Genomic DNA, 21717 nt, shown 5'->3' on the forward strand with positions numbered 1-21717 from the left:
TTATTTATCTAGCAAAGATTTGTTGATATTTGACCGACCACTCCCCATTTGTGGCCGGTCAGGATCGGAGGGCAAGTTATTATCGATCGAACCAAAATCTTCCCAGTTATCATCGAGAAATAGAGATTTTACTAGAGTCCATAAAATAGTTAGCTTTCCATATACAGACTTGGTACTACGGACATTATGAGCCGCCACTTTTACTTCCATTTCGATCTGCTTTAATTCAGCAATAACTTTCTGGCTCTCCGCCGTAATTTTGGCTTTTTCTTCAGTTAAATTCCGCATTTCTGAATTTAAAGAATCTAATTCTTTTTGCAGGTCAATATTAGGGGCAGATATTTCAACAATTTGGTCTTTTAAATGACTATTATCATCTCGATATTGCTGATTCCATCGTTTATATTGTCCTTGAGAGCTTCGCAGGGACTTAATTACAGCAGCCGCTTCTTGTAACTCCCGATTATCTGGATAATTTCTAGCTAGTTTATCTTAAGTGTCGGGTGAAGACCCTCAGTTTCACTGACGGGATGAAACCCGACCAGTATAAAAAAGCACTTCGACACATTTCGACAGGAGTTCGGCGAGGCTCACTCGGGCCGCTCAATGTAAAGGCTCAGTGACACGAAGCACGATTGAATCCTTGACAATTTTGTGCGGATGCGTTAGCATAAAAATAGTTGTTTGAGGTCGATAAACAATGATTGTCTTAGAAATGAAAGCTGTGGTCAAACCGAGTCAATGTTCTGCCATTGATGAGGCTATTCGTACAGTACAATTCATCAGAAACAAAGCATTAAGGCTTTGGATGGATGCCAAGAGAGAAGACAAAATCGATAAATATTCTCTCAATAAATATTGTGCAGTTCGCGGCCATTCAGTTCAAGTTTGTTGATACTCTAAATTCTACGGCTAGACAAGCATCAGCCGAACGCGCCTGGTCAGCTATTGCTCGTTTCTATGACAATTGTAAGAAAAAAATAAAAGGTAAAAAGGGTTATCCTAAGTTTCAGAAAAATAATCGTTCTGTGGAATACAAAAACTCTGGGGGTCAACTATCGGAGGATAGAAAGAAAATCACTTTCACCGATAAGAAAAACATTGGCAGAGTTAAACTAAAAGGAACTAGAGACTTAAACTTTTACCCTATCGACCAAATTAAACGAGTTAGGATTGTTAAACGAGCGGATGGTTATTATGTCCAATTCTGTCTTAGCGTTGATATTCGGGAATATGCGAAACCCCTAGAACCAACAAAAAGATGTGTGGGATTGGATGTAGGTTTAAAAGTTGGCGTTGCTGAATCAAGGTATGAATGACAACCTTGCACCCATCCAAAAGTTAGTTTGGGTCTAGGTTTTAAAAATCCCACACAAGAAGATTCATATCTCAAATCAGCAACGCCGAAAATCTTATGATACCCAAGCTTGCCGATAAAATTAACCAGAAGAACCAGCCTTTTGGAAAATCATTAAATGTTGCTGGGGCAAAGTCTCGATGATTTCTTCTGGCACTAAACCGACAGCGGCCATTTCTTTTTCTACTTGTCTGCGGGTCATTTTATCCCACATTTCGCACCCTCAACTGTCACATTGGCTGTCCCCCTCTAGAGACTTGAGTAAAAAGACTTAGCTAGTCAGGGTTTTCTCTGCGCCCAGTAGGGGGGTCTTGAGACCCCTAATTAGGGTTTGCTGAAAAAGTTCGTTGGTGGGGTTAGGAGTCGGTCGTCAGGAGTCAGGCTTCGGCCGTGATTCTCAGGCTTCGACGGTGATCTCAGCCGAACCGCCGAACGGAGTCAGGAGTTTCAGGCTTTGTTGCCCTCTTTTTTGTGCTAATTTTTGTACTACAAAAAGGATAATGCAAGGTTGGGTTGACGTAAGGAAACCCAACCATAGACCGAAGGAAACTACCGTAGGTTGGGTTGACGTAAGGAAACCCAACCATAGACCCAAGGAAACCCAACAAAAAGATTCAGATATAGTGCGCCTAAATGATATGTAAACTAGAATGCCGACAACAATCCCGAAATATTTTAGAATAAAAGGAAGACAAATATAAGTGTTTGGAGAATCAAATGGAAGCAGAACTTCAAATTCTCGAAGAGTTCATCAAAACTAATCCCGATTCCCGGGAACTGAAAAGAGCCTTAGGGGTTAAGCTGGCTTTGTCGGGATACGCTTATAGAGCAATTCAAGAAATTATTGGAGTGACCCCCGGATTCATTGCTAAATGGAAAAAGGAATTTATTTCAGCAGGAATTGAGGGGATTATCTTGAAGTATAAAGGTTCGAGACCCTATCTAAATGCCGAGGAAAAACAAGAATTAATTCAATGGATTATCAACCAGAGTCACTGGGATATTTGGGAGCTAGAAACTTATGTACTAGAAACTTATGAGGTTGTGTTTAAATCGAGACAGAGCTACTACCAATTGCTAAAAGAAGCGAGAATTAGCTGGCCAAAGGCGGAACAAGTAAACCCGAAAAAAGATGCAGAAGAGGTAAAAAAAAAGAATGAAGAAATCAGTCAATTATTGGAGAGCAAAAAAGAGGAGATTCAGTCGGGAAAGCTTGCGGTGTACTTGCTTGATGAATGTCATTTGGTCTGGAAAGATGTTCTAGGTCATCTCTGGAACTTTATTAAAGAAAGACTAAAAGAAGGTCAAAATCCCTCAGAGTTACCCGAAAGAACTTTGGTAAAAATTAAGAATGAAAAAGAGAGACAAACTTATTATGGAGCTTTAAATTTAGTGGAAAAAGAATTTATTTTAGCTCCTTACAAAGCAGGAAATGGAGAGAATACAGTAGATTTTTTGAAAAAACTAATTCAAAGCAACCCTGGGCGAAAAATACTGATTATTTGGGATGGAGCTTCCTATCATTCAGGAGAAGAGATGATCAAATTCCTTACTGAACAAAATCAGGGTTTATCCCCAGAAGATTGGCAGATTACCTGTCATAAATTTGCCCGATACGCTCCCGAAGAAAATCCAGTAGAAGCAATTTGGCTACAGTTAAAAAATCTTTTGAGAAGATTTTATTGGTTGGCCAAAAATTTTCGAGTGGTTAAACGCTTGTTCGAGTTTTTTGCCAAATTTCAATTATTTAATTTTCCTAACCTTAAGAAATACGATGCTTTTTCACAATTCATTTAGGTGCGCTATAGATTTAGGTGTTGGGTGTTGGGTTTCGCTTTCCCTGAGAATTGAGAGGTTTTCTTTAACATATTTATTCGCTCAACCCAACCTACGGACTACTGATTAACATAATTTTTTAGTTCAGGATGTGCTAATAATTTTTGAACATCAGCAAAAATTTTGTTTGTCCGTAAAATCTTTTTGAGGAAATCAATATTGGCAAGTTGAGAATTAATACTTAAAGCACTTTCAGCGAGTTTTAATGCTTTATCTTTTTCGCCTTGGTGATAAAAAGCAACGGCTAAAGCTAATTGAATTTCGGCTGATTGATTGTTAATTATTAGTGCTTTTTCTAATTGTTTAATTGCTTCACTTATTGACCCTTGTTCATACTTAACTAAGCCGATGCCCATCATAGCAAACGAAGCATTTTTGTTAAGTTCAATAGCTTGGTTGAAGTTAGCTAAAGCTAATTCGTATTTTTGTTGGAGATAGTAAAAATACCCCCGATTGTAGTAAGCCATAGCAAAATTAGAATCAAGTTCAATAGCTTTGTTATAGTCGGCTAAAGCTAATTCGTCTTTTTGCTGGAGAATGTAAAGACTCCCCCGACCACAGTAAGCCATAGCAGAATTAGGATTAAGTTCAATAGCTTTGTTGTAGTCAGCTAAGGCTAATTCGTATTTTTGTTGGTCTTTGTAAAGATTCCCCCGATTGTAGTAAGCCATAGCAAAATTAGAATCAAGTTTAATAGCTACGTAGAAGTTAACTAAAGCTAATTCGTATTCTTGTTGGAGATAGTAAACAACCCCCCGATTGTTGTAAGCCATAGCAAAATTAGAATCAAGTTTAATAGCTACGTAGAAGTCAGCTAAAGCTAATTCGTATTTCGTTTGGCGACCGTAAACACCCCCCCGAAGGACGTAAGCTTGAGCCAAATTAGGATTAATTTCAATAGCTTTGTTGTAGTCAGCTAAGGCTAAATCGTATTTTTGTTGGTTAAAGTAAAGAACCCCCCGATTGTTGTAAGCCATAGCAAAATTACGATTAAGTTCAATAGCTTGGTTGTAGTCAGCTAAAGCTAATTCGTATTTTTGTTGGTTAAAGTAAAGAAGCCCACGATTGCCATACCAAGCAGCACGAGGCGCAAGTTCAATCGCTTTATTAATTGCGGCTAATCCCTCATCATAGCGTTTTAATTCACTTAATACTACCCATTTTTCATTATAGTAATTGGGGTTATTGGGAAACAGAGAAATCGCCTGATTAATCACTGTTAATGCTTGCTCATAATTTTCTAAATATTTATAAACAGCACTTTGCTTTTGTAAAATACTACTGTGAAACTCCAGAAACGTTGAATCTCGTAACAAAACTTTACATTTAAGAACATAACAACCCCAAAACGCCATTTTTCAAATTGAATAGACAATTTTCCTAAACCAGTGTACATAGCTGATATGTTGACACATAAAACTCTGTAAATAGCGTAGTTTATCTAATAAGCTTTTTCCAAAATCTTCCGCAATATCAATTAATTGCAAAATTAGGTAGGCGATAATACAGCTATAGATTTGTATCCGAATTCCATTTTCATTTTTGGTGATGAGATTGTCGAGTTTAAGGGGCATTTTCAAGAACTTCCATAGGAGTTCTATCTGCCATCTTTGTCGATACATTTCCCCGATTTCTTCATTACTTACCGCTCCTTTCCCTTCTAAAGGTAAATCCGTTGCTATCCGAAATTCAGTCCGACTTTCTAGGTCACAGAAAGCTACTACTCTTACCTCTACTTGCCTTTTTCCTTTTCCCAGTTTACACCGTCCATTTTCCAGCATTTCTAGAGTCATATTATTTTTAACTCTTAGAATAAAGTGTTTGTCTTTTTCTTCTAATAATTTTAGAATTCTCAGACGAGAAGCAAACCCTCGAGCCATCGCCCCCACTCCATTTACGGGGATCGCTGCTACCGTTTTCTCTCCTTATGAGCGAGTCATGACCTTGCCCGAAATGGATCACGATTCCCTCTACGGTTGTCGTGATACTATTAAGACCCGAAAACAGCTTGGTGGTGATTCGGTAGTAGTGATAGCGGCTTAATCCTTTGCTTTGCTGTGCATTGTAGTCATGGATAAAATACCAAACAGATCCAACGTGATTCTCCATTTTTTTAGAGAAAGATAGACTCTCTCTCACTAGCCGAGAAATACTTTGTCGAAAGGTATTATTTAATCTTTCAATATGATTAGTTTGACCAGTTTCTTTCCCGACCGGTCGATGACGTTTACTGGGAATTACTGTCTTATATGACTCCCAAAAGTCTGTGTAAGCAACCGCACATTGTCGGTAAACGCCTGGTAAACTAGCAAAAAGTTTTTTGGCTGATTGACGACTCCTATCTCCGCGCATAGCAGCCAATAATTTCCCTTGTTTTTCTATCAATTAACCGCCAAATATAAACCTTTATTGTCTTAGAAAAAACAAAAGACCACATCTCATCACATTCTCTAACCAATTTACCTTTTGGTTTGTCCGAAACCTTTATTTGACGGGGGACAGCCGCCAGTTTATTGTTGACATAGTTTTGTAACCATGACCAACTTACCCCTGTTACTCTGGCAATTCCTCGTAAAGAAATTCGTTCGAGCAAGAGTTTATCAATTAATTGTTTGGTTTCGTCAGATACGGTTTTATTAGTGGGATTGATCACAAACTGACGACCACATTCTTTACATTGACGTTTGGGTTTTCCATTATGAATAGAACCATTCTTGATCCTATGGTGAGAACCACAATTAGGACAGGGGAACGGAGGTGAACTAGGGGGGGTACTTTGTTCGGTGCTAGACTGATATTTCAGTAAGCCAGACAGGAGCCAGAAAAAGATATTTATCAGAAAATTCATGATCAAGCTAGAGGTTTAAAGACTGAGCGGGTTCCAATTATTTTTATTAATAAATATTTTACACAATTCATACCAGGTAAGCAAGAGAGCTACGCCACTACTACCGAATCATTACCAACAGCTTGACTTGATGCCATCCTTCCTCCCACAATAATTTACTCGTTAAGGTGATTATTGTTGAGTCAATGGGAAACATCGCTCGTGCGTCCGCCTTTCCTTTTTTGGCGATTAATCGTTTCGTTAACTCTTCGATTATTTTCTCGAATGGTTCACTTTCTCGGATTTTACTGGCTTTAGAAAATGTGGAGAGATTAAGGTTGATTCCTTGAAGAGTCATCCGCGTACATAAATCTCTCATACTGACGAGGCTTTTATCTAGAGCGAAACCTATCCAACTGGACACGAAGGTAAATGTACTAATCGCCCTCGTAGTCATTTTTGGGCAGTGGATTGAGAAGATCTTTTATGAGTTTTGAAAAATTTGTCATCAGGGCAAACTCACTATTGTGAGGGTAATAAGTTGTCTAGATTCTATCTATAATAGCATTTTTTGTCTCGCTTTTCTCAACGTTCAACACTTCTGCTTTAGTTGATGAGTTTCTGTTAGTTGAATTTCGCAATCTTGGCCATCTTCTGTACTGGCACTATGACCGCTAAAAAAGAGAATATTCCAATTTTCTTGACGCAATAACTGATTTAATTTTTGCGGGTGTGGGGCTTTTTCCCAGATAATTTCGGCTCCTGCTTTTCCCGCAATATCGTCTAAAGTTTTGCGATCTTCTTCGAGAAATTTTAAGTCGGTAGCATAGCCTAAAATGGCTAAAATGCGAATTTTTTCATGATTTTTTAATTGTCTGGCTAAGGTATCGTATTCCGAGACAATAATTGCTATATCTGCGCCGATATTTTTGAGGATTTCCCATTTTTCCCAGGGGAATCTTTGCAGCCAAATATTATCGGTTTGTAACCAGATACGAAAGTTATTCCCAGAGAGCAGAATTGCGGTTCTAATCGGTTCAAATTCTGGGCTATTATTCAACCATTTGTTTAAGTTATCCTCAAATAATTTGGCTTTTTCTTAGCAGGTTTTAAAAACTAAATTCTGCTGAGAACTATTGGTAATTTGTTGGGGATTGCTATCTTTTAATACTTGAAAAAATCCCTCTAATTCACTATAGTAACGTTGCCATTGACGGTAAATAGTTAATAACTCTAAATTAGCTGGTAGCCTTGCTTTGATCACAGTTTGGGGACGAGAATTAAGATCGGGACGAATTTCTAATTTTACTTTAAATCCCCGATCAAATGTGCCATCTAGTTCGAGAGTTAAGAGTTTAATCATCAAGTTTTTCCTCGCTTACACTTGTAAATATTCGGTTACTTTTGCCGATTCTAAAGCTACTTCAATGAAGAATTTATCCCCCAATTCGGCATCAAATCGATAACGAATAAATTCATCGTTATCTGTGGCAATTACTTCTCGAAAAACCTGGTCAGTTTCGGTGAGAATACTTAATTTTAAATGGGGTGGTAAAGTGCTTGTTTCTCCCGTGGGGTAAACAGTCGCTTGCAGGCTAAATATTTCTTCAGTTTTAGCGATAGTAATCATCAAAGCGAGGGGATTTCCCAGTAATTTTACTCCTAAATCTTTGATGCGTTTAATTTCTGTATTTTTGAAAGCTGGAACCAGTGACAGTGAGCTAAAATCGAGGATACTTTGCCAATCAATGGGGAAATTATGGGCAAACCAATTGGTTAACTTGACGGGGGATTTTTGCCGACGGGTAATTAAATTTTTTCTCCAGTTACTATTGACGATAACTGCTGCCCATTCTTGAAAAGCAATAGCTTTTCTGGGAAAGATTAACTGAGGATTAGCTAAGATGTCTAGTAAGGTTGTCAATCTATCTAAAGATAGTTTTTCTGACCTCTTTTCCCGTTCAATCTTAACTGGTTGTAATTGATACTCTCCCCATAAATCCAAAGAATCTGATCCTGATTGCAGTTGATTTCTCGGTAGAGAGTAGTTAAGATTACGCTTAATATATTGTCCTTTTTCCTTAATATCTTTATAGGTAGTAGAACCCCAAATTCTTAGATAACTTTCGGCAGTGTTTACCTGTACCGCTAGATAATAATCACCAATTAATTGAGGAATATCTACCCATTCTTGAGGAATTTCGAGCGCTTCTATATCCAGAGTTTCACTGGCAATAACGACCACTGACTTTTCGCCTAATTTAACGGCAAAACCGTTAACTCCTAACTGCCAGAAATCTTCTTGATTTTCCACTAAACTAACCGGAGGCATCCCTGACTGGAGATAGTTAAAAATAACTTGTTGACAGAGATAATTAATATAAAATCTCTGACGAATACTGGCATCAGTAAAACTGGAACTTTTTGCCCAACTTATCTATTGAATATCTGCGGGTATTTCTAGCCAAATGCTATCAGGAGTTAGTTCTAACCAATCATTAACCATAATTAATCCTCCTGAGTTGTTGCGCTGGTTTGATAGTAGTATGTTAGCCATGGTTCTATTGCCTTACTAATAACTTCTCTATCGTGAGACTGGGAAGGAATATGCAGGTTTTCGGTGGCCCAGGGTAAAAACTTTTTAGCGAGGTGACGATAAACTTTATCCAGTTCCCTAGAAACCTGATATTGTTTGATAACTACCTTGGTAATTTCTGTAATCTTAGCGGCAATTGCCACTTGTCCCAACCCTGACCCATAAGTCATCTCTAGAATTAACTGAATTTGCGGATGCAGTTTTGCCTGTTGCGGCTGCTGACAAATCTGTGAAATTTCTGCCCCTAACCAAGCTAGAATTTTTTGGTGGTTTTGTTGCGACTCGCGAAAATTTTCCGGGCTCTTCGGTAATTGTTATGCAAATAATTAACTTAAAATAAAATTCGATGAGAGCGCCTACGCTCAAAAGTAGCTGAAATTCATACAGGGAGACACTTACGGCACAAAAGGGTTAATACCAAAAGATAGACAATTGAGTTAAGATTTGATATAATAGCCAAAAACCCGAGTATTTTACTTATGATGCTTGACAAATTTTTGAACCTAAAAGGAACCTCTATTCAAGGCTATCTACACCTAGAAAATATCGGTATAGTTTGCCGAATCGAATCGAAAAATCAAAAAGCAACCTGTCCTCATTGTGGGTTAGAGAGCGATAAACTACACCAAAATCATCGACATTTAGTCAAAGATTTACCAATCTCAGGACAACCAGTGTACCTACAAGTTAATCGTCGTCAATTTAAGTGTGGTAATTGTCAGAAACCCTTTAGTGAAGAGTTAGATTTTGTCGCCAGTAAACGAACCTATACGAAAAGACTAGCCGAAAATATACTCGAACAATTAAAAGAAGGAGATATTTTAAATGTTAGTCGAATCAATGACGTAACGGAAGAAGAGATTCAAAGAATGATAGAGGACATAGCCGAAGAAATTACAGAGCCAGACTTATCGGAATTAAAAAGACTAGGAATTGATGAAATCGCTCTAGTCAAAGGACAAAAAAATTACTGTGCAGTTTTAGTAAATTTAGATACGGGAAAACTAATAGCTATTCTAGAGAAGCGAACACACTCTTGAATTAAGGAAAACCCTTACAGGCTGGGGAAAAGAGGTGTTAGAGCAAATTGAAGAAGTCAGTATAGCTCTTTGGTTGTCCTATAAAAATTTGGTGAAAGAATTGATGCCATCGGCCGAGGTAGTCGCCGATAGATTCCATGTCATGAAACAAATTAATCAAGAGTTAGATGAACAGAGAAGAGCAGAAAAAAGAGCCGTAGAAGCGCAGAAAAATAAAAAACAGAAAGCGGAAAAAGAAGCAAAACTAGAAGTTTTAAAGCGAAGTAAATATAGTCGGTTAAAAAATGAAGAAAATTTAACGGAACCCCAAAAACTCAAACTAGAAGCTCAGAAGTGTTGAACGTTGAGAAAAGCGAGACAAAAAATGCTATTATAGATAGAATCTAGACAACTTATTACCCTCACAATAGTGAGTTTGCCCTGATGACAAATTTTTCAAAACTCATAAAAGATCTTCTCAATCCACTGCCCAAAAATGACTACGAGGGCGATTAGTACATTTACCTTCGTGTCCAGTTGGATAGGTTTCGCTCTAGATAAAAGCCTCGTCAGTATGAGAGATTTATGTACGCGGATGACTCTTCAAGGAATCAACCTTAATCTCTCCACATTTTCTAAAGCCAGTAAAATCCGAGAAAGTGAACCATTCGAGAAAATAATCGAAGAGTTAACGAAACGATTAATCGCCAAAAAAGGAAAGGCGGAGGGAGCAAGTCAGTTTTGTCAGAACATAAATACTATTCAATAGCTAAAGACTGTTATTTAGGTAAGCACAGCGGTGTTTAAGCACTTGAGGGATATTTTCTTCATTCCACTGGGCTCCAGAAATTTTCAGTCGTCGGTCAATCTGTTTAACCGTGGATTCAACGGCTCCCGAAGCAATAGAGCAAATCTCTTCTTGTTGATAGTAATTATAATTAACAATTCGATGACGATGAATCTCTAAATAACGACAGAAATTTTCAGCTCGTTTGTTTTTTAAAGGAGAGATTAATGCTATTGTTTCCTCAATTTTGCCCTGCCATAATAAACTTTCTGCTTTTTTCAATCTCTTCACTGAACCGCCGACTTTATGAAGATTTTCTACCAAATGAAACCAGTCAAGTATTTCTCTTTTTTCTCCTGGACAATCCCAGTTTTTCACAATTTTCCAAATACCGGGATGTCCGTCTCCCAAACAGGTAAGGGGGTCAGATAAAGGTTGTTGATTAACCCAATATATTAACGATTCATTCTCTCCAAACCAAGCTTTTCTTAGGAAAGTATCAACACAGATTGCTTTATAATCTTTCCAGATACAAGCCTCTCCCTTAGTTTCGGTTCTTAAGCGCACTTTTCCTCCATCTAGACTAATTTCTTGAACGGGGTTTCCTGATTCTTCTTCGGCAAATTGGTGGCGATGGACTAATCGTTGTTGAGTCCTAGCCGAGACCTTCATCCCTGTATAAAATTGAATATCTCTGGCGGCATTTTCATAAGAAACATTGGCACTAGCTCTTAAACAACAGCGTTCTAAGTAAGGACTAATTTGGTTATTACGAGGAATATTTAAACGCAGAAACGTTGAATCCTGTAATAAAACTTTACATTGACAAACATAATACTCCTATAACATCAAATTTTAAGTTGAATAGACAATCCTCCGGAACCAGTGTACATAGCTAATATGTTGACACATGAAACTCTGTAAATAGCGCAGTTTGTCTAATAAGCTTTTCCCAAATCCTTCTTCAATATCTATTAGCTGTAGAATCAGATAAGCGATAATGCAGCTATAGAACTGTAGGCGGATTCCGTTCTCGTTTTTAGTGATTAGATTATCCAACTTTAGAGGCATTTTTAAAAATTTCCACAGCAGTTCTATTTGCCATCTTTGGATGTAAATTTCGGCAACTTCTTCATTGCTAACTGCCCCTTCTCCTTCTAGAGGTAAATCGGTCGCCAGCCGAAATTCTGTTTGACTTTCTAGGTCGCAAAAAGCGACTACTCTTACTTCTATTTGTCTTTTATCTTTTCCGAGTTTACACTTGCCATTTTCGAGCATCTCTAGGCTAATATCATTTTTCACTCTCAAGACAAAATGCTTGTCACTACTCTCTAATAATTCGGTGATTCTTTGATTAGAAGCAAATCCTCTATCCATTACGCCAACTCCATTTACAGGAATTGCTTCTATGGTTTTTCCTCCTTATGAGCGAGTCATGACCTTGACCAAAATGGATGAGGATTCCGGCCACCTCTGTGGTGATACTATTAAGACCAGAGAATAGTTTTACTTGATGCCATCCCTGGGACCATAGTAGTTTACTGGTTAAGCTAATTATTGTTGAGTCAATAGGAAATAAAGCTCGCGCATTCTCTATTCCTTTTTTGGCAACTAAATGCTTATTTAATTCGACAATGACTTTCTCAAACGGACTTGTTTTTCTAATTTTGCTTGCCTTAGAAAATGTGGATAGATTTACATTAATTCCTTGCAGTACCATTCGACTGCATAAGTCCCTCATACTGACGATGCTTTTATCTAAAGCAAAACCAATCCAACAGGACAAAAATGTAAAAGTGTCTAAAGCGGGGTAGTCATTTTTAGGCAGTGGTTTGAGAAGCTCTTTTATGAGTTTTGAGAAATTCGTCATCAGGGCAAACTACCTATTGTGAGGGGAATAAGTTGTCTAGATTCTATCTATAATAGCATTTTTTGTCTGACTTTTCTCAACGTTCAACACTTCTGATTTAAACGGATTGCTTGTTTTTCTGTCAGGCATAATTCTCCGATGATGCTTTTTATTTTTCTCGGTCTCCCGGCTTGAGTTCCTGTCGTTTTTGTGACCAAAAAAAATCCTAGTTTCGGAGTTATATATTTTCAGGTCTGTTCTCTTATTGTCGTCTCTATTCCCTCTAAAGTTTGGATTTTTTCAGCCTCAGCTTCCTGATGAAGAATCTTGGCTATCGCTTGAATATGTTGGTTAAGTTCTTGTTGTTGCTCTGGAGTCATTTTTGTCTTTTCCCCACTCTTTTCTCTATCCCATACCCAATTGATGCTTTTGTCAAGTAGTTTATTTGTTCTTCAGCTTTGACTTGCTCCCAAGGCGGACGCACGAGCGATGTTTCCCATTGACTCAACAATAATGGTTCTTCCGAACTTACCATGTAAAATCAACTAGCAAAATGCCAATTTAATAAACATCTAAGACTAAAGTTTTTAAAGTTTCTAAATCCATAGCCTCTCCTTTTAATCACCTTCAGTTTATTATTAATTCCTTCAACTGTTCCCTGGGTTGTTCGGTTATCAAAATAGGCAGTTATTTCGTCAATCCACCGCCTCATTGTCTGGCAGCTTTTAGGAAAGTAAGCCATCGCCTTTTTTATCCAATCACTCAAGGCAAATAATCCCTCATTCCCCTCCGTATTTTTCTCAAATACTTCTCTAAATTCCTCTTTTAATTTGTGCATTTCCCCAAGTTTTGGAGACACTTTATATACTTCTTCCAATTTTTTCCTTTCTTTCTCTACTAAGTCTCCTTCATTCTTTAATAAGGCATATTTGCTCTTGGCTATTCCTGCTAAGATATTTTCTTTATTTTTCTTATTTTTTATCTTGGCTGCCTCTCTTTTTACCTCCTTTCTCGCTTCATCTAGCTCGTTATTTACTTGTTTCATTACAGGGAATCTATCTCCTACTATTTGAGCTTGAGGCATTAGTTTTTCTGCCACATTTTTATACCCTATCCACAGGTCTATACTTACTTCCTCTATTTGGCTCAAAACCTCTTCTCCCCACTGTTTCAGATATTCTGTTAATGCTTCTTCTGTTCTTTTTTCCCCTAAGCCTACAATTTTTCCTGTGTCTATATTTACTAACACAGCATAGTAATTTCCTTTTCCCTTTATCATGGCTATTTCATCTATTCCTAGTTTTTTTAGACCTTGAGGTTTTGCGGTTATTAAGTCTTCTCCTAAGTCTTTGAGCATCGTTTCTATTTCTTGTTCGCTTACTCCATTTCTTTCTGCCGTATTTTTCAGATCACTATTCAGGACTTCGTCCACTATTTTTTTTCTAAATCTATCTGTGTAGGTTCTTTTCTTCGGCAAATAATTTAGTTCTTCTGTGAATTTTTTCCCACATTTCTCGCATCTCATCTGACGACGATTGATTCTCAGATATAATGCCTGTTCTCCAAAGGGTAAATCTCGGATTGTTAATTCATTGTTTTGATGAAGTTTTTCCGTTTTACTTCCACAATAAATGCACTGGGTTTCTCTTGACATATTTTCTAAATGTAAAACAATTCCTATATCGGTAATAATTTGATAATTGGTAACGACAACTCCTTCTAGGTGAAGTAGCTCGGTCATTAACTTTAATTGTGGATTTGATGGCATAAGTATAGCTTGTGTCTAAAATTGCTGATCTTGGCTGTCTATATTTTAACCAATAAATTGCTGTATTGCAAGCATAGTCAGCTTTTAAAGATAAATTATTGTTTTTATTGGTCAGCTATAGTTGTCTGTTTTTCTTTGATTTTACACGACAAGTTCGGAAGAGCCACAATAATCACCTTAACGAGTAAATTATTGTGGGAGGAAGGATGGCATCAAGTCAAGCTGTTTTCGGGTCTTAATAGTATCACGACAACCGTAGAGGGAATCGTGATCCATTTCGGGCAAGGTCATGACTCGCTCATAAGGAGAGAAAACGGTAGCAGCGATCCCCGTAAATGGAGTGGGGGCGATGGATCGAGGGTTTGCTTCTCGTCTGAGAATTCTAAAATTATTAGAAGAAAAAGACGGCTCTTCGGGAATTGTTATGCAAATAATTAACTTAAAATAAAATTCGATAAGAGTGCCTACGCCTAAAAGTAGCTGAAATTTATACAGGGAGACACTTACGGCACAAAAGGGTTAATACCAAAAGATAGACAATTGAGTTAAGATTTGATATAATAGCCAAAAACCCGAATATTTTACTCATGATGCTTGACAAATTTTTGAACCTAAAAGGAACGTCTATTCAAGGCTATCTACACCTAGAAAATATCGGTATAGTTTGCCGAATCGAATCGAAAAATCAAAAAGCCACCTGTCCTCATTGTGGGTTAGAGAGCGATAAACTACACCAAAATCATCGACATTTAGTCAAAGATTTACCAATCTCAGGACAACCAGTGTACCTACAAGTTAATCGTCGTCAATTTAAGTGCAATAATTGTCGAAAACCCTTTAGTGAAGAGTTAGATTTTGTCGCCAGTAAACGAACCTATACGAAAAGACTAGCCGAAAATATACTCGAACAATTAAAAGAAGGAGATATTTTAAATGTTAGTCGAATCAATGACGTAACGGAAGAAGAGATTCAAAGAATGATAGAGGACATAGCCGAAGAAATTACAGAGCCAGACTTATCGGAATTAAAAAGACTAGGAATTGATGAAATCGCTCTAGTCAAAGGACAAAAAAATTACTGTGCAGTTTTAGTAAATTTAGATACGGGAAAACTAATAGCTATTCTAGAGAAGCGAACACACTCTTGAATTAAGGAAAACCCTTACAGGCTGGGGAAAAGAGGTGTTAGAGCAAATTGAAGAAGTCAGTATAGCTCTTTGGTTGTCCTATAAAAATTTGGTGAAAGAATTGATGCCATCGGCCGAGGTAGTCGCCGATAGATTCCATGTCATGAAACAAATTAATCAAGAGTTAGATGAACAGAGAAGAGCAGAAAAAAGAGCCGTAGAAGCGCAGAAAAATAAAAAACAGAAAGCGGAAAAAGAAGCAAAACTAGAAGTTTTAAAGCGAAGTAAATATAGTCGGTTAAAAAATGAAGAAAATTTAACGGAACCCCAAAAACTCAAACTAGAAGCTATCAAAGAAAATTGACCAAGTTTGAAAAAGATGCAGGAATTAAAGGAAGAATTTAGAAAGATTTATGAAACCTCAGAGAATCCGACAGAGGGAATGCTATCTATCTCAGAATGGTTGGCAAAATCCTCCAGTGTTTTTACCAAGAGTTGTCAAACAATCCGAAACTGGTTTGGAGAAATCATTAGTTATTTCGAGCAAAGGACAACGAATGGGGTGGTCGAGGGAATCAACAATAAACTTAAACTAATAAAACGGAGAGCCTATGGCTTTAGAAACTTTCGGAATTTTTGGGTTAGAAGTATGTTGTCTTGCAGAAGTGTTGAACGTTGAGAAAAGTCAGACAAAAAATGCTATTATAGATAGAATCTAGACAACTTATTCCCCTCACAATAGGTAGTTTGCCCTGATGACGAATTTCTCAAAACTCATAAAAGAGCTTCTCAAACCACTGCCTAAAAATGACTACCCCGCTTTAGACACTTTTACATTTTTGTCCTGTTGGATTGGTTTTGCTTTAGATAAAAGCATCGTCAGTATGAGGGACTTATGCAGTCGAATGGTACTGCAAGGAATTAATGTAAATCTATCCACATTTTCTAAGGCAAGCAAAATTAGAAAAACAAGTCCGTTTGAGAAAGTCATTGTCGAATTAAATAAGCATTTAGTTGCCAAAAAAGGAATAGAGAATGCGCGAGCTTTATTTCCTATTGACTCAACAATAATTAGCTTAACCAGTAAACTACTATGGTCCCAGGGATGGCATCAAGTAAAACTATTCTCTGGTCTTAATAGTATCACCACAGAGGTGGCCGGAATCCTCATCCATTTTGGTCAAGGTCATGACTCGCTCATAAGGAGGAAAAACCATAGAAGCAATTCCTGTAAATGGAGTTGGCGTAATGGATAGAGGATTTGCTTCTAATCAAAGAATCACCGAATTATTAGAGAGTAGTGACAAGCATTTTGTCTTGAGAGTGAAAAATGATATTAGCCTAGAGATGCTCGAAAATGGCAAGTGTAAACTCGGAAAAGATAAAAGACAAATAGAAGTAAGAGTAGTCGCTTTTTGCGACCTAGAAAGTCAAACAGAATTTCGGCTGGCGACCGATTTACCTCTAGAAGGAGAAGGGGCAGTTAGCAATGAAGAAGTTGCCGAAATTTACATCCAAAGATGGCAAATAGAACTGCTGTGGAAATTTTTAAAAATGCCTCTAAAGTTGGATAATCTAATCACTAAAAACGAGAACGGAATCCGCCTACAGTTCTATAGCTGCATTATCGCTTATCTGATTCTACAGCTAATAGATATTGAAGAAGGATTTGGGAAAAGCTTATTAGACAAACTGCGCTATTTACAGAGTTTCATGTGTCAACATATTAGCTATGTACACTGGTTCCGGAGGATTGTCTATTCAACTTAAAATTTGATGTTATAGGAGTATTATGTTTGTCAATGTAAAGTTTTATTACAGGATTCAACGTTTCTGGTTGTCTTGGCATCTTGTCTGTTGATTTAGCATAAAGGGTAACGAAGAGCCAAAAAGACAAACACTTTATTCTAAGAGTTAAAAATAATATGACTCTAGAAATGCTGGAAAATGGACGGTGTAAACTCATTCGTGACAAGTTAAGGTCGTGCATCCTTTGTCAACTAGGTAATTACAAAATGTTACAAACCCTCAAAGTGCTTGCTAGTTCTAGCTTTGAAGGGTTCACTCCCGCACCGCAATCGCCACACTCCCTCAACGATTTGCGAAACTTGGAATAGAAAAATCCTCCTCCCGATGGTGAGACCTGATGAGTACAAAGCGCAAAACCAATCGTGACCACGCCAAAAAAGTCCAGCGTCCGATGGTGGAAGATGAAGCGATAGCAAACCAATTAGAAAACCTAGTTAAACCAGCCATAACCGCCCAAGAAAACTATTACCGTCAACTAGGATTAAGAGACCGGATTCTTAACCTCCCGTTGATGGTAGCGGCGGTATTAACTCTACTGTGGCGGGATGTAGCTGGAGTTAGAGAACTAAGCCGAATGTTAGCCAGAGAAGGGTTTTTATGGTGTTCACCCATCCAGGTAAGTCAACAGGCAGTTTCCCAAAGATTCTTAACCTTTCCCTCTCAATTGTTCGAGGGAGTCTTCAAGGAATTGCTCCCCCAATTAAGACAAGCTTGGCAGTGGAGAAATAAGCGTCCCCTGCCCGAAAGTGTTCAGTGGACCTTAAGCAAATTCGAGAGAATTTGGATAGCTGATAGTTCCACCTTAGAAGCCTTGTTTCGGAAACTGAAAAGCTTGGCCGATGTACCCCGAGGACAACTAGCCGGAAAAATGGCTATAGTAATTGATTTAATGAACCGACTTCCTGTAGAGATTTGGTTTCAAGAAAATCCGAAAGCTTCTGATACTAAGTTAGAATCGGATTTGTTAAGCTTAGTCAAGACCAACACCTTGCTGTTAATGGATCGAGGCTTCTATCACTTTTACTTTTGGCAGCAACTAATTGACCGGGGGATTCATTTTATTACCCGCTTGAAGAAAGGAGCCGCGATTCAAGTCCAGCAAGTTTTTACCGATAGTTATGGGCTTCGAGACCGCTTAATTCGCCTCGGCTCAGGAACTAAAGAGACTCCTTATATTACCTTACGTCTCCTTGAAGTGCGTTCGAGAAAGATTTGGCATTCCTATCTGACTTCAGTGCTTGACCCCAATATTTTACCTCCCTACGTTGTCGCTGATTTGTATCGACGGCGTTGGCGAATCGAGTCCGCATTTAACACGGTGAAACGACTGCTGGGGCTAAGTTATTTGTGGACTGGTTCTCTTAATGGAATTAAGTGGCAGATTTGGGGTACTTGGCTATTTTATGCGGTTTTAGTAGATTTAGGTGATGCTGTCGCTGACGAACTTTCTTTACCCTTTGACCGTATTTCTTTAGAAATGATTTATCGCGGTCTGTATCATTTTTAGGTGGCGCACCAAAAAGGCTTGGCTTCTGACCCCGTGAAGTATTTTGCCGCACCGGAGAATCGAGATTTAGGTATTGTTAAACAGCAGCGAAAACCCAATGTCAAACTTATTGTCGCCCCTTTTCCTGACCGACAACGAAGTTCGTCTGAATTCTTCTTCCAACCTTTTTCCCAAACCCCCTTGACAACTGGCATCCAGGCTTAACTTGTCACCAATGGTGTAAACTGGGAAAAGGAAAAAGGCAAGTAGAGGTAAGAGTAGTAGCTTTCTGTGACCTAGAAAGTCGGACTGAATTTCGGATAGCAACGGATTTACCTTTAGAAGGGAAAGGAGCGGTAAGTAATGAAAAAATCGGGGAAATGTATCGACAAAGATGGCAGATAGAACTCCTATGGAAGTTCTTGAAAATGCCCCTTAAACTCGACAATCTCATCACCAAAAATGAAAATGGAATTCGGATACAAATCTATAGCTGTATTATCGCCTACCTAATTTTGCAATTAATTGATATTGCGGAAGATTTTGGAAAAAGCTTATTAGATAAACTACGCTATTTACAGAGTTTTATGTGTCAACATATCAGCTATGTACACTGGTTTAGGAAAATTGTCTATTCAATTTGAAAAATGGCGTTTTGGGGTTGTTATGTTCTTAAATGTAAAGTTTTGTTACGAGATTCAACGTTTCTGCTAGAAGCTATCAAAGAAAATTTGCCAAATTTGAAAAAGATGCACGAGTTAAAGGAAGAATTTAGAAAGATTTATGAAACCTCAGAGAATCCGACAGAGGGAATGCTATCCATCTCAGAATGGTTGGCAAAATCCTCCAGTGTTTTTACCAAGAGTTGTCAAACAATCCGAAACTGGTTTGGAGAAATCATTAGTTATTTCGAGCAAAGGACAACGAATGGGGTGGTCGAGGGAATCAACAATAAACTTAAACTAATAAAACGGAGAGCCTATGGCTTTAGAAACTTTCGGAATTTTTGGGTTAGAAGTATGTTGTCTTGGCATCTTGTCTGTTGATTTAGCATAAAGGGTAACGAAGAGCCGAAATACCGACACTGTGCTCTTTGGGAAGGAGGAGCAGCAAAGGCTAGTTCTGTTTGTTGAAGTTGCTGTCGGCACTGATGACAATCTGAAAGAAAACTTTGAAATACTTCATCAGCTAATAATTCCTTTTTTAGTAAATTAGCCATAGCATGAGTGACATCATAGGTATAGATAACTTGAGGATAATTCTCTTGATAAAGTTTAATTCCTTTTTTCAAGTTGCTACCACTATCGGCTACAATTTGACGAGGTATCCCTACTTGAAGAGTTACCTTCTCCAACATCTCTTGAATCCATTCTCCTGTAGCTGATTCCGTAACTTCAATGCCGAGAATTTCTCCATCTGTATGTCTTAATGCACCACCTCTTTCTAAGATTTGATTTGTCCATAAACTCTCCGAAACTCCAGAGATTATTAGAGCTTTTTCTTGGCCTAGTTGTAATGTTAAATCAACAATATATATCCAGTCATCTCTTTTTTTATCTCTCATCAATTCAAATAATCCAATTCTTTCTACCCATTGTCTAATACTGCTATAGTGAGGGGATTTTATTGAGGAACTTTGAAATAGTATTTTCATTGTTGTAGCTACTCCTCGATAGCTATTACCTGCTTCTATTATTTGCTGTACTGATATCTGTATGGTTTGGGCTGTGTAGTGATGACCTGAGATTTTCAAAGGATTCTCTCCCAGGACTTCCAAAAGCTGGGAATCTTTCTCTTTCCGGTCTTGTCTTTCTAGTTCTTCTATCTTTTTCTCTAATTCTTTTATTCTTTTCTTAGCTTCTTTTGCCTGAGTTTTCCAATTTTCTCTGCTGTTGGATAAGACTCGTATTGTTTGCTCATATTCTCGAATTTTTTCTTGTTTTTTAGCCGCATTCTCTTTCCAGTTGTCTCTACTTCTTCTCAAGTACCGAATTTGACGACTGACAGGCATTTTGGATTTTTCTATGCTCACTAACCACAGACTCCCTTTTCGACACGAAATTAGCTTACTATTTTATCGCCTTTTTTCTGGCAAAGTCAACACCCTAGGTTAGGAGTCATACTAAATCCGGTTATTAAAGAATGATTATTTATTCTCCCTTTTGCCGTTCGGCTGACCGTTCGACTGAGATCACCGAACGTCTGAAGTCTCACTGCCGAAGCCTATTGCCTATTGCATGAGTGCCTGTCCTGATATGTAGCATAAAGGGATTGGGGGAGATTCGGCTAATCTAAAAATAAGCGATTTAAATACGTCTTAGCTTACAATTATTATTAACTTCGATCAAACAGGGAGTTTCCCAAGTCAATCCACCCAGTAAGGTTACTTAAGAATTTGGGTTACAAGTTGGGGGTAAAACGGGGATATCTTTAGTGACAAAAGGTTCAGCACAAGCTAATATTAAAGTTGCTATTGAATGGGAATTTAACCAAGATAAGGTAGGTTAGTATGCAAGTTCAAATCGAAAAACGGTATTATACACCTGAAGAATATTGTCAGTTAGAAGAAACAGCAGAATACAAAAATGAATATCTGGATGGAGAAATTATTCCTATGACGGGAGCAACAACCAATCATAATCTAATTGCTGGTAATTTTTATAAAAATTTTCCGACTAAGATTGATCATGAAGATTATTGGGCTTTTATGAGTGATGTACGGTTATGGATGCCGACATATCGCTTTTATACTTATCCTGATGTAATGGTGATTAAAGGCAACCCATTATATGAAGGAAAAGGCACAAATACTGTAACTAATGCGTTAATTATTGTCGAAGTTTTATCGAAATCAACTAGAGATTATGACCGCACTGATAAGTTTAAATTTTATCGCTCAATTCCTGACTTTAAGGAATATATTTTAATCGATCAATACCGTTATTATCTCGAACAATTTTATCAACAAAATAATGGGGAATGGTTGTTTAAAGTTTATGAATCGGACAAGGAAGCTTTAAGGTTTTATTCTGTGGATTTTCAAATTTCCCTGCTGGATATTTATCAACGAATTGATTTTACTTTAAGTGAAGAATAATGATTAAATCCCATCTCAATTATCTACCAAAATCAGTTGATATGGCGATTCTCAAGATCAAGAAGGAAACCCAACAAAAAAATAAGAGGATCAAAATAGCGATCGCCCTTTTCAAATCCTATAGTAATCATAACAATTATCCTAGGTTGGGTTGACCCA

Annotated in this window: 9 protein-coding genes and 15 pseudogenes; 11 read left to right on the plus strand and 13 right to left on the minus strand. The window is 37.7% G+C overall.

Annotation, left to right across the window (positions count from 1 at the left end; genetic code table 11):
• The gene (locus GQR42_RS28185) at positions 1-288 is read right to left on the minus strand and encodes a hypothetical protein (protein ID WP_233271216.1); all 288 of its coding nucleotides are present in this window, start codon (positions 286-288) and stop codon (positions 1-3) included.
• A 412-nt stretch (positions 289-700) separates the two neighbouring features.
• Here GQR42_RS28185 and GQR42_RS01465 point away from each other — a divergent pair.
• Positions 701-1307: pseudogene (locus tag GQR42_RS01465) on the plus strand (RNA-guided endonuclease InsQ/TnpB family protein); the annotation flags it as partial.
• A gap of 767 nt (positions 1308-2074) precedes the next feature.
• Positions 2075-3154: an IS630 family transposase gene (locus tag GQR42_RS01475; protein ID WP_158198637.1), complete on the plus strand. Its 1080-nt coding sequence runs from the start codon at positions 2075-2077 to the stop codon at positions 3152-3154.
• A 98-nt stretch (positions 3155-3252) separates the two neighbouring features.
• Here the strand turns inward: GQR42_RS01475 and GQR42_RS01480 are convergent, their stop codons facing one another.
• The 7 genes and pseudogenes from GQR42_RS01480 to GQR42_RS01510 all read right to left on the minus strand — a co-directional run.
• The gene (locus tag GQR42_RS01480; RefSeq protein WP_158198638.1) at positions 3253-4548 is read right to left on the minus strand and encodes a tetratricopeptide repeat protein; all 1296 of its coding nucleotides are present in this window, start codon (positions 4546-4548) and stop codon (positions 3253-3255) included.
• Positions 4549-4551: 3 nt separating this feature from the next.
• Positions 4552-5073 carry a transposase gene (locus tag GQR42_RS01485; protein ID WP_233271217.1) on the minus strand — a complete coding sequence of 174 codons (522 nt, stop codon included), beginning with the start codon at positions 5071-5073 and terminating at the stop codon, positions 4552-4554.
• 178 nt (positions 5074-5251) lie between these two features.
• Positions 5252-5996: pseudogene (locus GQR42_RS01490) on the minus strand (IS1 family transposase); the annotation flags it as partial.
• A 145-nt stretch (positions 5997-6141) separates the two neighbouring features.
• Positions 6142-6477: a hypothetical protein gene (locus GQR42_RS01495; RefSeq protein ID WP_158198639.1), complete on the minus strand. Its 336-nt coding sequence runs from the start codon at positions 6475-6477 to the stop codon at positions 6142-6144.
• Positions 6478-6624: 147 nt separating this feature from the next.
• Positions 6625-7383: pseudogene (locus tag GQR42_RS29775) on the minus strand (CHASE2 domain-containing protein); the annotation flags it as partial.
• 15 nt (positions 7384-7398) lie between these two features.
• Positions 7399-8526 (minus strand): annotated as a pseudogene (locus GQR42_RS01505) (DUF1822 family protein).
• A gap of 2 nt (positions 8527-8528) precedes the next feature.
• Positions 8529-8921: pseudogene (locus tag GQR42_RS01510) on the minus strand (RNA polymerase subunit sigma-70); the annotation flags it as partial.
• Positions 8922-9095: 174 nt separating this feature from the next.
• Here GQR42_RS01510 and GQR42_RS01515 point away from each other — a divergent pair.
• Positions 9096-9990, plus strand: a pseudogene (locus tag GQR42_RS01515) (ISL3 family transposase); the annotation flags it as partial.
• Positions 9991-10131: 141 nt separating this feature from the next.
• Positions 10132-10404 (plus strand): hypothetical protein, encoded by a 273-nt coding sequence (locus tag GQR42_RS01520; RefSeq protein WP_158198640.1) that lies wholly within the window; start codon positions 10132-10134, stop codon positions 10402-10404.
• On the opposite strand, the pseudogene GQR42_RS01525 reads toward GQR42_RS01520, so the two are convergent.
• The 4 genes and pseudogenes from GQR42_RS01525 to GQR42_RS01540 all read right to left on the minus strand — a co-directional run.
• Positions 10405-11247, minus strand: a pseudogene (locus GQR42_RS01525) (ISKra4 family transposase); the annotation flags it as partial.
• Between the two features lie 30 nt (positions 11248-11277).
• Positions 11278-12295 (minus strand): annotated as a pseudogene (locus tag GQR42_RS01530) (IS4 family transposase).
• 92 nt (positions 12296-12387) lie between these two features.
• A pseudogene (locus GQR42_RS01535) lies at positions 12388-12651 on the minus strand (ISKra4 family transposase); the annotation flags it as partial.
• Between the two features lie 161 nt (positions 12652-12812).
• Entirely contained in the window at positions 12813-14039 is a 1227-nt protein-coding gene (locus GQR42_RS01540) for an ISL3 family transposase (protein WP_158198641.1), read from the minus strand.
• A gap of 587 nt (positions 14040-14626) precedes the next feature.
• Here GQR42_RS01540 and GQR42_RS01550 point away from each other — a divergent pair.
• The 5 pseudogenes from GQR42_RS01550 to GQR42_RS01570 form a co-directional block, all read left to right on the plus strand.
• Positions 14627-15845 (plus strand): annotated as a pseudogene (locus GQR42_RS01550) (ISL3 family transposase).
• Positions 15846-15918: 73 nt separating this feature from the next.
• Positions 15919-16936 (plus strand): annotated as a pseudogene (locus GQR42_RS01555) (IS4 family transposase).
• 430 nt (positions 16937-17366) lie between these two features.
• Positions 17367-18686: pseudogene (locus GQR42_RS01560) on the plus strand (IS4 family transposase).
• 20 nt (positions 18687-18706) lie between these two features.
• A pseudogene (locus GQR42_RS01565) lies at positions 18707-19105 on the plus strand (transposase); the annotation flags it as partial.
• Positions 19106-19171: 66 nt separating this feature from the next.
• A pseudogene (locus GQR42_RS01570) lies at positions 19172-19507 on the plus strand (ISL3 family transposase); the annotation flags it as partial.
• On the opposite strand, the gene GQR42_RS27350 reads toward GQR42_RS01570, so the two are convergent.
• Positions 19441-20493 (minus strand): hypothetical protein, encoded by a 1053-nt coding sequence (locus GQR42_RS27350; RefSeq protein WP_199273254.1) that lies wholly within the window; start codon positions 20491-20493, stop codon positions 19441-19443. The pseudogene GQR42_RS01570 and the gene GQR42_RS27350 overlap by 67 nt on opposite strands.
• Positions 20494-20864: 371 nt before the next feature.
• On the opposite strand from GQR42_RS27350, the pseudogene GQR42_RS28200 reads away from it, so the two are divergent.
• Positions 20865-20969, plus strand: a pseudogene (locus tag GQR42_RS28200) (CU044_2847 family protein); the annotation flags it as partial.
• Between the two features lies 1 nt (position 20970).
• Entirely contained in the window at positions 20971-21558 is a 588-nt protein-coding gene (locus tag GQR42_RS01580) for a Uma2 family endonuclease (RefSeq protein ID WP_158198642.1), read from the plus strand.
• Positions 21559-21717: the final 159 nt, after the last annotated feature.

The organism is Microcystis aeruginosa FD4 (assembly GCF_009792235.1).
Classification (GTDB): domain Bacteria; phylum Cyanobacteriota; class Cyanobacteriia; order Cyanobacteriales; family Microcystaceae; genus Microcystis; species Microcystis viridis.

Coding starts and splice junctions, on each gene's coding strand:
- GQR42_RS01495 (WP_158198639.1), bottom strand. CDS start 6,477: ATGACTACGAGGGCGATTAGTACATTTACCTTCGTGTCCAGTTGGATA.
- GQR42_RS01475 (WP_158198637.1), top strand. CDS start 2,075: ATGGAAGCAGAACTTCAAATTCTCGAAGAGTTCATCAAAACTAATCCC.
- GQR42_RS01520 (WP_158198640.1), top strand. CDS start 10,132: ATGACTACGAGGGCGATTAGTACATTTACCTTCGTGTCCAGTTGGATA.
- GQR42_RS01485 (WP_233271217.1), bottom strand. CDS start 5,073: ATGGCTCGAGGGTTTGCTTCTCGTCTGAGAATTCTAAAATTATTAGAA.
- GQR42_RS01480 (WP_158198638.1), bottom strand. CDS start 4,548: ATGGCGTTTTGGGGTTGTTATGTTCTTAAATGTAAAGTTTTGTTACGA.
- GQR42_RS01540 (WP_158198641.1), bottom strand. CDS start 14,039: ATGCCATCAAATCCACAATTAAAGTTAATGACCGAGCTACTTCACCTA.
- GQR42_RS01580 (WP_158198642.1), top strand. CDS start 20,971: ATGCAAGTTCAAATCGAAAAACGGTATTATACACCTGAAGAATATTGT.
- GQR42_RS28185 (WP_233271216.1), bottom strand. CDS start 288: ATGCGGAATTTAACTGAAGAAAAAGCCAAAATTACGGCGGAGAGCCAG.